Source organism: Fictibacillus halophilus (assembly GCF_042680145.1).
Classification (GTDB): Bacteria; Bacillota; Bacilli; order Bacillales; family Fictibacillaceae; genus Fictibacillus; species Fictibacillus halophilus_A.
Genome location: NZ_JBHTNQ010000001.1, coordinates 2180575 through 2196043 on the forward strand (window position 1 = coordinate 2180575; position 15469 = coordinate 2196043).

At 39.3% G+C, this 15469-nt stretch carries 15 protein-coding genes; 5 read left to right on the plus strand and 10 right to left on the minus strand.

Annotated elements, in window-relative coordinates:
- Positions 1-3: 3 nt before the first annotated feature.
- Together ACFQ4X_RS11230 and dnaE are read right to left on the minus strand one after the other, a co-directional pair.
- Entirely contained in the window at positions 4-1245 is a 1242-nt protein-coding gene (locus ACFQ4X_RS11230; RefSeq protein ID WP_379835167.1) for an NAD(P)-dependent malic enzyme, read from the minus strand.
- Positions 1246-1359: 114 nt separating this feature from the next.
- Complete coding sequence (gene dnaE / locus ACFQ4X_RS11235) at positions 1360-4743, minus strand: DNA polymerase III subunit alpha (protein ID WP_379835168.1); 3384 nt, start codon at positions 4741-4743, stop codon at positions 1360-1362.
- Between the two features lie 162 nt (positions 4744-4905).
- Between dnaE and ACFQ4X_RS11240 the strand changes: the two genes are divergently transcribed.
- The 3 genes from ACFQ4X_RS11240 to ACFQ4X_RS11250 all read left to right on the plus strand — a co-directional run bounded on the left by ACFQ4X_RS11240 (position 4906) and on the right by ACFQ4X_RS11250 (position 6050).
- Positions 4906-5238 (plus strand): YtrH family sporulation protein, encoded by a 333-nt coding sequence (locus ACFQ4X_RS11240; protein ID WP_379835170.1) that lies wholly within the window; start codon positions 4906-4908, stop codon positions 5236-5238.
- Positions 5238-5747 carry a sporulation membrane protein YtrI gene (gene ytrI, locus ACFQ4X_RS11245; protein ID WP_379835172.1) on the plus strand — a complete coding sequence of 170 codons (510 nt, stop codon included), beginning with the start codon at positions 5238-5240 and terminating at the stop codon, positions 5745-5747. Before ACFQ4X_RS11240 ends, ytrI begins: the two co-directional genes overlap by 1 nt.
- A 120-nt stretch (positions 5748-5867) precedes the next feature.
- Positions 5868-6050: a hypothetical protein gene (locus tag ACFQ4X_RS11250; protein WP_379835173.1), complete on the plus strand. Its 183-nt coding sequence runs from the start codon at positions 5868-5870 to the stop codon at positions 6048-6050.
- 69 nt (positions 6051-6119) lie between these two features.
- Here the strand turns inward: ACFQ4X_RS11250 and ACFQ4X_RS11255 are convergent, their stop codons facing one another.
- A complete protein-coding gene (locus ACFQ4X_RS11255; RefSeq protein ID WP_379835175.1) occupies positions 6120-7067 on the minus strand; it encodes a DHH family phosphoesterase in 948 nt (315 codons plus the stop codon).
- An 85-nt stretch (positions 7068-7152) separates the two neighbouring features.
- On the opposite strand from ACFQ4X_RS11255, the gene ACFQ4X_RS11260 reads away from it, so the two are divergent.
- Positions 7153-7452, plus strand: coding sequence for a YtpI family protein (locus ACFQ4X_RS11260; protein WP_066291637.1), 300 nt, complete (start codon positions 7153-7155; stop codon positions 7450-7452).
- Between the two features lie 515 nt (positions 7453-7967).
- Here the strand turns inward: ACFQ4X_RS11260 and ACFQ4X_RS11265 are convergent.
- The 7 genes from ACFQ4X_RS11265 to ACFQ4X_RS11295 all read right to left on the minus strand — a co-directional run bounded on the left by ACFQ4X_RS11265 (position 7968) and on the right by ACFQ4X_RS11295 (position 14728).
- Positions 7968-9284, minus strand: a complete 1317-nt coding sequence (locus ACFQ4X_RS11265) for a DRTGG domain-containing protein (protein WP_379837148.1) — start codon at positions 9282-9284, stop codon at positions 7968-7970.
- A gap of 82 nt (positions 9285-9366) precedes the next feature.
- The gene (locus ACFQ4X_RS11270; protein ID WP_379835177.1) at positions 9367-9606 is read right to left on the minus strand and encodes a hypothetical protein; all 240 of its coding nucleotides are present in this window, start codon (positions 9604-9606) and stop codon (positions 9367-9369) included.
- A gap of 54 nt (positions 9607-9660) precedes the next feature.
- Positions 9661-10341, minus strand: a complete 681-nt coding sequence (locus ACFQ4X_RS11275; RefSeq protein ID WP_379835179.1) for a metal-dependent hydrolase — start codon at positions 10339-10341, stop codon at positions 9661-9663.
- Positions 10342-10482: 141 nt separating this feature from the next.
- Complete coding sequence (gene ald / locus ACFQ4X_RS11280) at positions 10483-11607, minus strand: alanine dehydrogenase (protein ID WP_379835181.1); 1125 nt, start codon at positions 11605-11607, stop codon at positions 10483-10485.
- Between the two features lie 308 nt (positions 11608-11915).
- Positions 11916-12077, minus strand: a complete 162-nt coding sequence (locus ACFQ4X_RS11285; protein ID WP_379835183.1) for a hypothetical protein — start codon at positions 12075-12077, stop codon at positions 11916-11918.
- Between the two features lie 66 nt (positions 12078-12143).
- A complete protein-coding gene (gene argH, locus ACFQ4X_RS11290) occupies positions 12144-13529 on the minus strand; it encodes an argininosuccinate lyase (RefSeq protein WP_379835185.1) in 1386 nt (461 codons plus the stop codon).
- Complete coding sequence (locus ACFQ4X_RS11295) at positions 13526-14728, minus strand: argininosuccinate synthase (protein ID WP_379835187.1); 1203 nt, start codon at positions 14726-14728, stop codon at positions 13526-13528. Before ACFQ4X_RS11295 ends, argH begins: the two co-directional genes overlap by 4 nt.
- Positions 14729-14941: 213 nt before the next feature.
- Between ACFQ4X_RS11295 and ACFQ4X_RS11300 the strand changes: the two genes are divergently transcribed.
- Positions 14942-15256, plus strand: a complete 315-nt coding sequence (locus ACFQ4X_RS11300; RefSeq protein WP_379835189.1) for a hypothetical protein — start codon at positions 14942-14944, stop codon at positions 15254-15256.
- The last annotated feature ends 213 nt before the right edge of the window (positions 15257-15469 follow it).

The following is a 15469-nucleotide window of genomic DNA, read 5'->3' on the forward strand; positions in this document are numbered from 1 at the left end:
GTTTCATTCATCTTTTCCGATGATGGCCAGTCTCTTTGTCTTTTCAGCGATGTCTGCTGGATTCACACGAATTCTCGCTACACCTGTTTCCATAGCCGCTGTTGCTACAGCAGCTGCGACCGCAGGAGCTACTCTTGGATCAAAAGGAGCAGGAATAACATATTCTGCGCTTAATTCCATCGGATTTACAAGATTTGCAATAGCATGAACCGCTGCGATTTTCATTTCTTCGTTTATATGGGTTGCTCGTACATCTAAAGCTCCACGGAAAATACCTGGGAAAGCTAGTACATTATTAACTTGGTTAGGGAAATCGGAACGGCCTGTTCCAATGACCATTGCGCCTGCTTCACGTGCTTCGTGAGGCATAATTTCAGGGTTTGGGTTAGCCATTGCAAAAATGATTGGCTCTGGGTTCATAGATTCGACCATAGATTTTGTCAGTGCCCCCTCAACAGACACACCCACAAATACATCTGTACCACTGATGACATCAGCAAGGGTACCTTCTTGTTTTGTACGATTAGTAAATGATGCAACTTCTGTTTTAACAGAGTTCATACCAAATGGGCGGCCTTCATAAATAGCGCCTTTTGTGTCACACATGATGATGTCTTTAACACCAAAGCGGTCTAATAATTTAATAATCGCAATGCCAGCTGCACCTGCACCGTTTACGACTACTTTGATTTTGGACATTTCACGGCCGGTTAATTTCAGTGCGTTAACGAGGCCGGCCAAGGTGACAATAGCTGTACCGTGCTGATCATCGTGAAAGATAGGGATATTTGTTTCTTTTTTTAATCGTTCTTCAACTACAAAACAATTAGGTGCTGCGATATCTTCTAAATTCACACCGCCAAATGTAGGCTCCAGCAGTTTAACCGTTTCAACAATCTTATCAACGTCCGTTGTGCTTAAACAGATTGGAAAAGCATCAACGCCTGCGAAACTTTTAAACAATACTGCCTTACCTTCCATAACAGGGAGAGCAGCTTCAGGACCGATATTCCCCAAACCTAATACAGCTGTTCCATCTGAGACAACAGCTACAGTATTCCCTTTCATCGTATAATCATAGACTTTTGATTTGTCATCATAAATATCCTTACAAGGTTCTGCAACACCAGGAGAATAGGCAAGGCTTAAATCCTTTGCATTACGTACTGGCACCTTAGATTTTGATTCCAGTTTTCCTTGATGTGTTCTGTGCATGTGTAGAGCTTCTTCTCGTAAAGTAGACATCGTTTCATCTCCTAATGTTTTTATATTTAAGGTTGATGAGTCAAATTAGGAGGTGGTCAGACCACTGTTATTGACTCATCCATTATATCAAATGTTAACAAGCTGTAAAGTTTTTTAATTTCTTTTAAATGCCACATTACCTTCGCCTGCAACGGATTGAAGCTCCGAGAGCAAATCCTCTGTAGCATTAATCTTTTGTGATATCTGTACTTTTTGTTTTGTTTCTTCATAGATCAAAACAACGGGAATACTTCCTTTTGATTGATCCAGTATTTGCTTGATCGCGTTCAAATGTTCAGGTGAATGATGCTGTTTATCGATTTTGATAAACAAAGCAGCTTGCTCTTTTGATTTCAGTTCATGCAGTGACTTGCATTTATTTATCAATACTTGCAAAGCATCATTTCGCTGTTCAACACTTCCTTCCAAAAACAGTTGCTCTCCTTTTTGCAGAAGCCCATGATATGACTCGTACACTTTTGGGAAAACGACAGCCTCTATCTCTCCGCTTTCATCACTTATCGAAAGAAAGGCCATTAGTTCTCCTTTTTTCGTTTTTATGACACGGACTTTATCTATTAATACACCAAGTCGTATAGAAGGATCTTTCCCCTTAATACCAGCTATGTCAGTTGCTGCCCAGCTTTTCAGGACAGTGCGGAATCTTTCTAAAGGGTGTGATGAGAAGAAAAAGCCTAATGATTCTTTCTCAAATTTCAGTTTCTCACTATCCTGAAAGGGCTGAACATGGACGTAAGAAGGTTTAGGGAGATTAATATCATCATCAAACAGATACATCTGGTTTTTTCTCGATATTTCCTGAAATTCCTCACCATATTCAATTGCTGTTTCAAGCGAAGCAAGCAATACAGCTCTGTCTTCGCCTAAATCATCCATCGCTCCTGCAAAAATCAAGGACTCCAGTGTTCTTTTGTTCACAATTTTTTGAGGACACCGTGCACATATTTCAAAAAGGTCTTGAAATGGCTCCTTTTTATTTTCGTGCATTAAGGTATGAATGGCATTTATCCCTACGTTTTTAACAGCCAAAAGACCAAAGCGGATACCTGATTCTTCAGGTGTGAAAATTGCTGTACTCTTTTTAATAGAGGGTGGGAAAATTTGAACTCCCTTTTGCATCGATTCCTTAATATACTGATTTACTTTATCATGATTGCCAATAACGCTCGAAAGTAATGCTGCCATAAAATGAATGGGGTAATTGGCTTTTAAAAAGGCGAGCTGATATGCGATAACACTGTAAGCTACTGCATGGCTTCTTGGAAAACCATAATCAGCAAACCGTACAATCAGATCATATAAAGCATCTGCAGACTTTTCATCATATCCCTGTTTTAAACAGCCTGCAACAAAATGTTCGCGTTCTTTCATCAAAATTTCACGCTTTTTCTTTCCGACTGCTCTTCTCAGCAAATCTGCTTCACCCAGTGTAAAGCCAGCTGCTTTTGTCGCGATCTGCATAATTTGTTCCTGGTATACAATTACTCCGTACGTGCTCTTTAAAATTGGCTCCAGATCAGGATGCATGTACTCCACTGTTTTCAGACCGTTTTTGCCAGCGATATAATCTGGTATGTTCTTCATGGGTCCTGGTCTGTATAAGGCATTGACAGCAACAATGTCTTCAAATTCAGTAGGCTTAAGCTGCTGCAGAACTTTTCGCATACCGTCTGATTCTAGTTGGAATACTCCTGTCGTATCCCCTTGTGAAAGAAGTTCAAAAGTCTTTGGATCAGTAAACGATATTTCATTCAGATTGATCTTGATTTGTTCATTTTTTTCTATAGATAGCAAAATATTTTCAATTAATGAAAGATTGCGCAGGCCAAGAAAATCCATTTTCAATAGCCCGGCAGCTTCAAGCCATTCCATACTGTACTGAGTTAACGGAATTCCATCATGCCCTGTTTGCAAGGGAACCGTCTGTACAAGAGGGGTTCGGGAGAGTACCACCCCTGCAGCATGGGTTGATGCATGCCTCGGGAGACCCTCAAGCTTCATCGCAATTTCAATAAGTTTTTGCACACTTTGATCTGATTGATAAGTCTGCTGCAAACCATGTGATTCTTTTAATGCGTCTTCTAAAGAGATGCCTGGTCTAGAAGGAATATTTTTCGCAGTTTGATCAATAAGGCCCGGAGGCAAGTCCATCACTCTGCCTGCGTCTCTCACAGCAGCTCTTGCAGCAAGAGTACCGAACGTAATAATTTGAGCTACATAATCTGTACCGTACTTTTCCGCTACATACCTCAAAACTTCATCGCGGCGATTATCCGGGAAATCTATATCAATATCAGGCATCGTAATCCGCTCAGGATTTAGAAACCGTTCAAAAATGAGACTGTGATGAATCGGATCCACATTGGTAATCTCAAGCACATATGCAACTAAAGATCCCGCAGCCGAACCTCTTCCAGGTCCGGTTATCATCTTTACATCATGTGCATATTTCATAAAATCCCATACGATCAGGAAATAATCTTCAAAATTCATGTTCTTAATAATATTAAGTTCATATTGGAGACGGTTTTCGATTTCAGAAGTCACCGTATCAAATCTATTCTTTACACCTTTTAAACATAACTCTGTCAAATATTCAAAACTGTCTCTTTCACCTGGAACAGGATATTTCGGAAGTGCAGTCTCTCCTAAAGTGAGCTCAAGGTTGCACATGTCCGCTAGTCTTTGAGTTTCTTCTAATACTTCTGATGAATGGGAGAATAATCGTTCCATTTCACTGTGAGATTTAAAATAAAATTCTCCTGTAGGCAGTTTATACCTGTCAGGATTATTTATCTTCTCTCCATTTTTGATGCAAACAAGAACATCATGAGCCTTTGCATCCTCTGCATGTAAATAATAGATTTCATGCGCACAAAGGAGCGGAAGATTAAATTCTCTTGCAAGGGACTGAAGTTGAAGATTTAATGTTTTCTCAAAGCCTGTACCATGATCCTCCAGACCAAGGTAGAAACGATCCGGAAAAACTTCTTGATAAAAACGAATACATCTTTCCAGCAAATTCGCTTCACGTCTTTCAGCGGAAAGATACTGTTGAATCTCCCCTTCTGGACCTGACGATAAAGCAATAAGACCTTTTGAATGCATGGAAAGTTCTTCATGTGTTACAGGTGTGATATCTCCCCCCTGCTTTGTTTGCATTAGTGTCGATAGCTTTAGAAGATTCTGATACCCTTCTTTGTTTTGTGCATATAAAAGGATCTTACTCCATTGTTTTGTATGTAAATCACTTTCCGAATCTGATTCTCTAATTTCCGCCTCTAAACCTAAAATTGGCTTTATACCCGCTTTTTTGCACGCCGTATAAAATTTTAATGCTCCATACATATTGGCTTTATCTGTTAATGCCATTGCAGAAAAACCTGATTCAGCTGCTCGTTCTACAAGTGCTTCTATGCGGCAAGAGCTTTCGAGAAGAGAATACTCGCTATGTATATGCAGTGGAACAAATCCCATACCTTCACTTCCTTTTTTGCACCTATTTCCAACTCCATTATAATATAGAAGTCAGAGTGTGTTAATGAAACAGGCTATGCGATGTCCGTTAAACTCTTTATCTGTAAAACGAGCATACTCTTCTTTTATTATCCATACATTGGATAAGAGAGGAGGGTTCTCATGGTACGCGATTTTTTTGCAAATATTATTCTTGATTTTGCTATTGCATTTGGTGTGCTTCTAGGAGGTGCGCTAATAGGCGGACTCGCAGCATTTCTTGTTGGAAAAGCCCCTATTCTCGAAATGATGGAATTGGCTAAAAAACTAAAAATCTGGGCGATTGTTGCAGCAATCGGAGGTACATTTGATACCATATCAAACTTTGAAAGAAGCTTTGAAACTGGAGCAACTTTTGAGATTTTTAAGCAGCTCACTTATATCTTTGTTGCAATTGCAGGTGCTAATACAGCAATTATATTAATTCAATGGCTAAGCCAGGAGCATATGAACTAATGAGGATTCCGCCGCTCTATCACCGAAAAGGCTATCAGCGTTTTTTTGCAGGAGTCGCCATCGGCTTCATCATTGGCTGGGCATTTTTCCTTTTTCAAGGCGGGTTAGCGCATGAACGACTAATTCAATTAGTAAAAGAACAAAAGACTGAGTTAGATGATTATAAGAAAAAAAATGAAATTCTCACTTCTGATGATAAGAAAGCAAATGAAGAACTGGCAAAGAAATTTAAACTGCATGAAATTAATGTCCGTTTTTCAAATACCACATCTGATAAATTGTCTAACCTGACTAAACTGCATTTAACAAAAGCAGTCGAGGATGATCTGGAGCATCTGATAGGTGAGGATACCGAGACAATCGCAAAAAGTCACGTTTTACTCGTACAAGCTATCGAAAATAAACTGTTTCAGTTTGATGATGAACAAAAATATGAAGTGAATATCGATCACTTATATCTCTATACGGGAATACTGCGAATTTATATTTCTGCGCGTGTGATTGAATGAATATGCATAAATTATGGTCTAAATATTACGTTTTTATGAATCTTTAGGCAGCAGAATAGCATTCACCCCATTTTTTGTATACAATATTATTAAAAGAGTGAATATTGGGGGGAAACTAAAATGATTATTAATCGAAAAGAACTTGCACGTGAAAAGGTTAAAGAATTGCAGAATGGTTTCTCTGCTTTCGCAGAAACGAAAGAAGTAGCAGAATTAATTAAAAGAGAGCTCGCTAAGTTAAACTTGAAAGTTCATGAAGATGTTACTGATCTAGGCTCTTGGTTTACCCCAGAAAAAAATTAATAACTACACAATGTAAGGCTTGATTGCAAGTCTTCGAAAGTGTAAAAAGGCCCCCCGATGAGGCCTTTTTTATTTGTTTTTATATTCAATACAAGCTTTCCTTAATTCTGAAAGAACAGACTGAGTCTCTTCTTTCGTATATACAGTAGCTCCTGATGCTCTAGGGTGTCCTCCTCCATTAAACTTAGCTGCAATCTTATTTACAACCGGTCCTTTTGAACGAAGTCTGACCCTTATTTGATCAGGCTCATCCACAAAGAAAACCCATGCTAACAGGCCTTCAACATGCGAGAATGAATTGACTAAAAGTGAAGCCTCACTGGCACTTGCATCATATTTCTTTAAAGTTTCTTCTGTGAGATGAATATAACCGACACATTCATCTACAATTGAAAAATGCTGAAGAACATAACCATTTAATCTTACCAGCTTCTCTGAAATTTTATAAAGGTTCTCATGAATCTCAGAAGGTGAAAAACCTGTTTCAATCAGCATTCCTGCATATCTATGTGTCTTTTCTGTTGTATTCGAAAACAAGAACCGCCCTGTATCACCAATAATACCAGCATACAAAAGTCTCGCGGCATTACTGTTCAGCTTTAAGCCATTATCAGCTCCATAGAGATAAAAATCCATAATCATTTCACTTGTTGAGCTTGCCGCTGTATCTACCCAAACTAAATCACCATACGGATCTTCATTAGGATGATGATCAATCTTTATAACCGTTTCACCTAAAGTGTAGCGCGTATCACTGACTCTTGGCGAATTCGCCGTATCGCATATTATGACTAAAGATCCTCTGTACATGTCGTCTTCGACAGTATCCATTTTATTTAAGAAGATAAGGCTACCATCCTCTTCCCCCACTGCATAAACTTCCTTCTCAGGAAAGCTTGCCTTAATTATGGCCGCAAGTCCGCCTTGTGAACCAAGCGCATCGGGATCTGGTCTTACATGTCTGTGAATAATAATTCGTTCATATTGTTTAATTTTATTTAAAATTTCCTCTTTCATAATGAACTCCTTTTACACCTAGTTGTGGCAATTCTTGTTTTAAACGTTTACAATATAGTGGAGTAAATACTTGGGGGAATTTTCAATGCCGATTTTTATTATCCTTATTATACTTTCTTTTGCTCTTTATGTGTTTTATAAAGTTCGTGAAGTACGTGCAAAAGAGCCTTTTTATAAACAATGGACTGGGACAAAAGCAAAGATGGCGCTTGGGGCATTTTTAGCTTCCTTTGGTTTAAACGAATTAACAGCTGTAGAAGGCCGTGTTCAGCTGTGGGTTGCTCTTATTTTCCTGGCATACGGAATCGTTCTTTTACTGATGAACTGGAAAATGTACAAGCATTTTTTAACACTTGCTCGTCAAGAAGCAAAAGAAACGAACTGAAAATAGTATTAAAAAGTCCCTCCGAAGGGGACTTTTTTCTTTGTCTGTTTTCGTTAGCTTTGTTGCTCGTGGAAGTGGTTGATCTCCGTTTCAGATGCTCGCTTTCCGGGGGCGTGCGGTGAGCCACCTCGACGCTTTGCGTCCTTAGGTGTCTCACCTGTCACACTGATCCCCCAGGAGTCTCGCATCTTACACTCCAATCAACTTGTCAGTGATGTCTTTTAAACAACAATTTTAAAAAAACGCTCTTTTCTAAAAGATTGTTGCTGCTGAGAGATTTTGACATAAATTGCTTCAATGAAAAGTTAGTTGGAGTGGAAGGGCGAGACTCCGGCAGGATGAGTGGGACAGGTGAGACCATTCAATGTCGCATGGCGACGAATGGGCTCACCGCACACCCTGCGGAAAGCGAGTCCTGTAACGGAAATTAACCTCTTACAAAAGCAACAAAGTTTACGAAAAACAGCCTTTGAAAAGATTGTTTCTAAAAGAATGCTGCTTTTGATTTGTTTACTTTAAGAACGGTGATCGATTAATTGAGCCATCATCATAGCCTTACCTGCAATCTTACCGTCATGATATATCTCAACATCTACTTTTCCAAATTTCCTGCTCACTTCCAGCACTCTTGGAACAAATTGTATTTCACTCTCAATTTGAACAGGCTTAATATAGTAAAAGGTTACGTTTTCAACGACTACATCACCTTTTTTAATTCTTCTTAAAGCCTTGCGAGCTGTTTCTGTTACTAGCGTCATTAATACCCCGTATGAAACTGTTCCTAAATGATTCGTCATTTGCGGAGTAATTTTACAAGTGAAGTTAACTTCATTCTCATACTTATGTTCTTTTAATTCTGTCGTGATTAAATCATCGAATGTCGCACCCACTTGAGGCTGTTTCTGCATCATCTGCATCGCCTTTAACACATCTTGCCGGGTTAAGATTCCAATCAGTTTATGTGAAGAACCTGTAACCGGAAGCAACTCAATGCCTTCCCAAATCATCATGTGTGCACATGCTGCGACAGATGTTTTTTCAGTTACGGTTAATGGTGATCGTGTCATCACTTTTTCAATATTCATGTCCTCGGATACACCAATAATATCTTTCGATGTTACTACACCGGTTACACGATTCGATTGATCTACTACAGGATAACGGCTATGCATTGTTTCACGGTTAAGTTCATGCCAGCGCTCGACCTTATCGTTCTGAAAAAGATAATGTGTTTCATCAATTGGAATTAGAATATCTGAAGCTAGTACGATATCTTTTTTAATTAACCGGTCATGAATCGCCTTATTGATCATTGTCGCCACAGTAAACGTATCATAACTCGTAGAGATAACCGGCAGTTCTAATTCGTCAGCAAGTCTTTTCACTTCTTCTTCTGTGTCAAATCCACCGGTGATCAAAATCGCGCTGCCAGCCTTCAACCCTAACTCATGAGCATTAACACGGTTACCGACAATCAATAAACTCCCCGCATCAACATAGCGCATCATCGCTTCTAGTTTCATTGCACCGATTACAAATTTGTGCAAAGTTTTATGAAGTCCAGCTCGGCCTCCAAGTACCTGTCCTTCAACAATATTAACAACTTCAGCAAATGTTAATTTTTCAATATTGCTTTTCGCTTGCCGTTCAATGCGAATGGTCCCTACACGTTCAATCGTGCTGACAATCCCTTGGTTTTCTGCTTCTTTAATCGCTCGATAGGCCGTTCCTTCACTAACTGTTAAATCTTTTGCGATTTGCCGAACGGAGATTTTCGACCCAACATCAAGCTCAATAATATGCTGCAATATTTGTTCATGCTTTGTTAGCATTGCATTCACCGTTCCTTTTACCTGTATCTATCTGTTTCAGTTATTTGACTAATACAGATTATACAGGCAATGGAACAGAAACTCAACTTTCCATGTGCACCCTTTTACGTGACTTTTGATTAACAAAAGGCTGTCTCTTAACTGTTCTTTTTCTAGCTTCATTTTTATTAAACAGTAAACTTAACACCAGCATGCCAGCAAACCCTGTCCATGCAACTGAAAAAAAGGTTTGCATCGTAAGTCCTTCAAATGATAATGCAGGTAATCCCACGTAAAACAATACGACAAGCATAAGTAACTTTGCTATTTTTTCCTGACTCATAAAACAACCTCCCTTACTATCATTCGTATGCATAGAAAGGGAGGTTAGAATCATTTATATATTTAAGCTTTCACCGCTCTGAAGCACTTTTCCTTTACTTCCAAGCTTGGACACAAAAGAGCTTTCTGGATCTTGTTCGATAGGCGGGAAGGTATTGTAATGAATAGGAACGGTTATTGGAGCTCCGATCCATTTAGCTGCGATTAAGGCATCTTCTGGTCCCATCGTAAAATTATCTCCGATCGGCAAGAAAGCTGCGTCAGGTTTCTCCAGTTCACCGATCATTTTCATATCGGAAAAAAGTGCAGTGTCCCCTGCATGATAAAGGGTTTTATTGTCAGAGGAGAATAAAATTCCTGCAGGCATACCTGTATAGACGACTGTTCCGTCCTCTTCCTCGTAACTAGATCCATGAAAGGCTTGTGTGAATTTAACTTTTCCCCATGAAAATTTACGGCTGCCTCCGATATGCATCGGGTGTGTTTCTACACCTTTTGAAGCAATGTAGTTTGCAAGTTCAAACGGCGCAACAACCAAGCTGTTATTTTTCTTTGCAATTTCCACTGTGTCGCCAACATGATCATTATGACCATGCGTTAAAAGAATTACATCTGCTTTAATATCTTCAACGCTGATTTTACATTGACCATTTCCATTAATAAAAGGGTCGATCCAAACGGAGTGCTCACCCGTTTGAATTTCAAGTACAGAATGTCCATGATACGTCACTTTCATTATAAATACACCTTCCTTCAAATAATAGAATTCGTTATTGCATCCTACTTTCCTTTTCATACCCTATTATAGGACATAAAAAAAGTCCGATTCCAGCCAGAAGGAATTAAAGGCTGAAAATCGGACTTTTATTCTTTTCAGTTATTGTTTTTGAGCTAGAATTGAACCTGCGTCTTTGTAGTCTAACTGATGAGCTTCTGCAACTGCTTTATAGGTTACAAAGCCATCGAGTGTATTTATACCTTTTAATAATGCTTCATTATCTAGACAAGCTCTAATATATCCTTTGTTAGCAATCTGCAATGCATATGGAACCGTTACGTTAGTCAGACCAATTGTGGATGTTCGCGGAACAGCTCCAGGCATATTCGCCACCGCATAATGCAGCACACCATGTTTTTCATAAGTAGGGTTATCATGAGTCGTAATGCGATCAACTGTTTCAAAAATTCCACCTTGGTCAATAGCTACATCAACGATAACAGATCCCGGCTGCATCCCCTTAATCATCTCTTCTGTTACCAGTTTCGGTGCCCTTGCACCCGGAATTAGAACTGCACCAATAACTAAAGCCGATTCTTGAACAGCAAGTGCTATGTTAAGGGGGTTCGAAATCAGAGTATTGATCTCGACACCAAAAATATCATCGAGCTGACGAAGACGTTCAGGGTTTAAATCGATAATGGTAACGTCAGCACCAAGACCCATAGCAATTTTAGCTGCATTCGTTCCCACAACTCCACCGCCAATAACAGTTACCTTTCCGCGCCTTACACCTGGAATTCCGCTTAGCAGAATCCCAAGTCCGCCTTTAGGCTTCTCTAAAAACTGTGCGCCAATTTGTGCGGCCATTCTTCCAGCAACTTCACTCATCGGTGTCAATAATGGGAGCGTTCCATTTGGAAGCTGAACGGTTTCGTACGCAATTCCGATTACCTTATTTTCAGTTAAAGCTTTTGTCAATTCAGGTTCAGGAGCCAGATGCAAATAAGTGAATAAAATCAGACCTTCACGAAAAAAACAGTACTCTTCCGGCAATGGTTCTTTAACTTTCATAACCATTTCCATTGACCACGCTTGGGTCGGAGTCTCAACAATTACTCCGCCTGCACCTTCATATTCTTCATCTGAAAAACCAGATCCAATACCAGCACCTTTTTGTATAAAAACTTCATGGCCAGACGCCACTAAATTTAGTACACCAGCAGGAGTCATTGCAACTCTGTTTTCATTATTTTTAATTTCAGTCGGTACACCGATCTTCACTGCATTCCCTCCCTGAAAGTTATTGGAAATTTTTTCTTCATATCTATAGTTACCATACCACCAAAAAACTAAAATAAAAAGACGGATTTATTTCTATATGTAAGACAGCTTTTAATGTTCCCGAATTAATATAGAAACATTCATTGAACGTGATTATAGGGAGAGAGTACGTGTCGAAGCATGCCGAAAATCACTTATATTTTAATTAACGTGCGATTTTTAGAAATAACGTGTGATTATGTCGTCTGCGATATATATATAAAATAGAAAAAAGGATAACTCCCTGCGAGTTATCCTTACTTTATTACCTATTGAAGACTTTCCTCTTCGTCTAACTTTGTGCGTTGCTGGCCTTGATCAACTTTATCAACAACTCCGCTTTGGTAAGCTTCAGTAATCTGCTGATGAACGGTCATTTCGCCTTCTTGATCATATTCCAGCTGCTGATTAGGATGCTTCTCATTTTCCATATAACTTCCTCCTTCGATATTGAAACCTTGTCATTAGTTTCTGTCTTAAGAAGAAAGTTATCTCGGTTAATTACTGGAAATATATACAGCTGATTTTGCTGCCTCAAGCTGCTGGCGCACTGCTTGGAATCCGGTTCCGCCTTCAGAATTTCTTTTTTCAACTGCATTCTTAGGAGAAAGAGCCTCATACAAATCCTCTTCTACGATCGGACACCATTCTTTATATTCCTCAAGGCTTATATCTAGCAGATAGCATCCCTTCTGAATGCAATTTAGAACCATCTGCCCTACTAGTTCATGTGCTTCTCTAAAAGGAATCCCGTTCTTCGCAAGATAATCTGCAAGTTCTGTTGCATTTGAAAAATCTTGATGGACGGCTTTGTTCATTCGGTCTTCATTAATTTTTATTTCATTCATCATGCCAGTCATAATGCTCAAGCAGCCTTTGACTGTTTTTACAGCATCAAATACCGGCTCTTTGTCTTCTTGCATGTCTTTGTTATATGCAAGGGGAAGACCTTTCATTAATGTAAGCAATGAAAGAAGAGAACCATATACTCTTCCGCTTTTTCCGCGAATCAGCTCAGCCATATCCGGATTCTTTTTCTGCGGCATCATGCTGCTGCCGGTTGTGAAGCTGTCACTGATTTCGATAAACCCAAATTCTTCAGATGACCAGAGGATCAATTCTTCACAAAAACGTGATAAATGCATCATGATCATGGAAGCATTGCTGCAGGATTCGATAGCAAAATCTCGATCACTGACTGCGTCTAAGCTGTTTAAATATTTTTTAGAGAATCCTAGTTCGTTCATTGTTACATTTCGATCAATCGGAAATGTTGTTCCAGCAAGTGCACCTGCTCCAAGCGGCATAATATCTGTTCTTTTCAAACTGTCTTGCAGTCTCTCTTTATCTCGTTCAAGCATCCAAAAATAAGCTAATAGATGATGAGCAAATGAAACAGGCTGTGCACGCTGAAGGTGCGTGTACCCAGGAATGATTGTTTCAACATGGTCTTCAGCTAAATTCAGCAACGAGTTTTGAAGTTCATTAATATGATCTATAATCACCAGGGTTTCTTCTTTTACAAAAAGATGAAAATCAGTTGCCACTTGGTCATTTCGGCTTCTTGCCGTATGGAGTTTTCCACCATCCGGACCGATTTGATCAGTAAGCAGCTTCTCAAGGTTCAAATGTATGTCTTCATACTTTACTGAATAATCCAGCTTGCCTTCCTGCTCTTGTACTTGAAGATCTTGAAGACCATTTTTTATATTTTCATATGCACTCTCTTCGATAATTCCACTTTGGAATAACATTTTGGCATGAGCAAGGCTGCCTTTAATGTCATGACTAGCTAGTTGTTTATCAAAAGAAATGGAAGCTCCAAATTCATCTACCCATTCTTCCGGCTGTTTCGAAAAACGGCCTCCCCATAATTTTTTCACACTTTCACCTCATTTTTTTGAACCATGCTGCTAACTTTTGTCGGCAGACCCCATAATGAGATAAATCCTTTTGCAGCACCGTGATCAAACATGTCGTCAGATGTATAAGTAGCAAGTTTTTCATCGTAGAGTGAGTAAGGTGATTTTCTTCCTTCCACAATTGCGTGGCCTTTGAAGAATTTAACTCGCACAGTTCCAGTTACATAAGTTTGAGTTTCTTCTAAAAAGGCTTTTAAAGATGCATTTAATGGAGAGAACCAAAGGCCTTCATAGATTAATTCAGTCATTTTCTTTTCGATGATCGGCTTAAAATGAGCCACTTCTTTTACAAGTGTCAAATCTTCAAGTTCTTTATGGGCTTTAATTAAGGTCGTAGCTGCAGGACATTCATACACTTCACGTGATTTAATTCCAACCAGTCGGTTTTCAACATGGTCAATACGTCCAACACCATGTGCACCGCCCCATTCGTTAAGCTGATCAATAAGCTTTTCAAGTGAAACGTTCTTTCCGTTTAATGAAACTGGAACACCTTTTTCGAATCCGATTTCGACGATTTGAGGCTCATTTGGTGTATTTTCCAGTGCAGCTGTCATCTCATATGCTTCTTCTGGAGGAGCTGCCCATGGATCTTCTAAAATCCCGCACTCATTGCTTCTTCCCCATAAGTTCTGGTCAATTGAAAAAGGATTTTCTTTTTTAATCGGAACAGGAATATCATGCTGTTTTGCATATTGAATCTCTTCTTCACGTGACCAGCTCCATTCACGCACTGGCGCTAATACTTCAAGATCCGGAGCTAAAGCTGCAACTGAAACTTCAAATCGAACTTGGTCGTTCCCTTTTCCAGTACATCCATGAGCAACTGCAGTAGCTCCGTATTTTTTAGCCGTTTCTACTAATTTTTTTGCGATTAAAGGTCTGCTCAATGCAGAAATCAGCGGATATTTTCCTTCATACAATGCATGTGACTGCAGTGCAACTAATGCATATTCTTCTGCGTATTCTTTTTGGACATCTAATACGATAGATTCTGAAGCTCCAATCGATAAAGCTTTTGACTGAATAAATGGAAGGTCCTTGCCTTCGCCAACATCCAAGCATAATGCAATTACCTCATAGCCCTTTTCTGCCAGCCACGGAATTGCCACCGATGTATCTAATCCCCCAGAGTACGCTAAAACTACCTTTTTTCCCATATGATATCTCTCCTCCTGAAACCTGATAATGTATATTTTATTTATTTTTATACATAATTGTTTATAAAAATACCATTTATAATAATTCATACTATAACAAAAGGAGAGAAGAAAATGCAAGGTTATTCTTAAAAATGTATAAAAATAATATCAATGATTATTCTGGCTTCACAGCTGCGCCTTTTGTACAATGGAGGGAGAGGTGATGATCGGATGCATAACAATTTTATTTGGGATGAGAAGCTTGGAATTTCAGTTCCTAATTTGCATAAATCATGGGAAGCATATGAAAGGGCCGAACAAGCAGCCATTCTGCTGCAATGGGAAAAGATTAGAGGCACGATTCCAGACCGAATTAGAGAAATTGAAACACAAATTAATAAACTTCAAGACCGGTTATCTATAGAAGAAAACTTTGAGTTATCCTGTGAATTTAACGAAAAAATTGCATGCCAAGCATCCATCATTAATGATCTCTGGCTTTGGTACAGGTTAAACCAGCAGGTAACATCTAAAATACACGGATAAAATAGAAAAAAGAGGGTGCTTATGCATCCTCTTTTATTTAGGCTTTCTTAAAGGCTGTTTTTGCATACATTGTTGGTTCTTAAAAGTAGTTGATTTCCGTTCCAGGATGCTCGCTTTCCACGGGGCGTGCGGTGAGCCCACTCGTCGCCTTGCGACATTGATTGGTCTCACCTGTCCCGCTGATCCCGCAGGAGTCTCGCACCTTGCACTCCA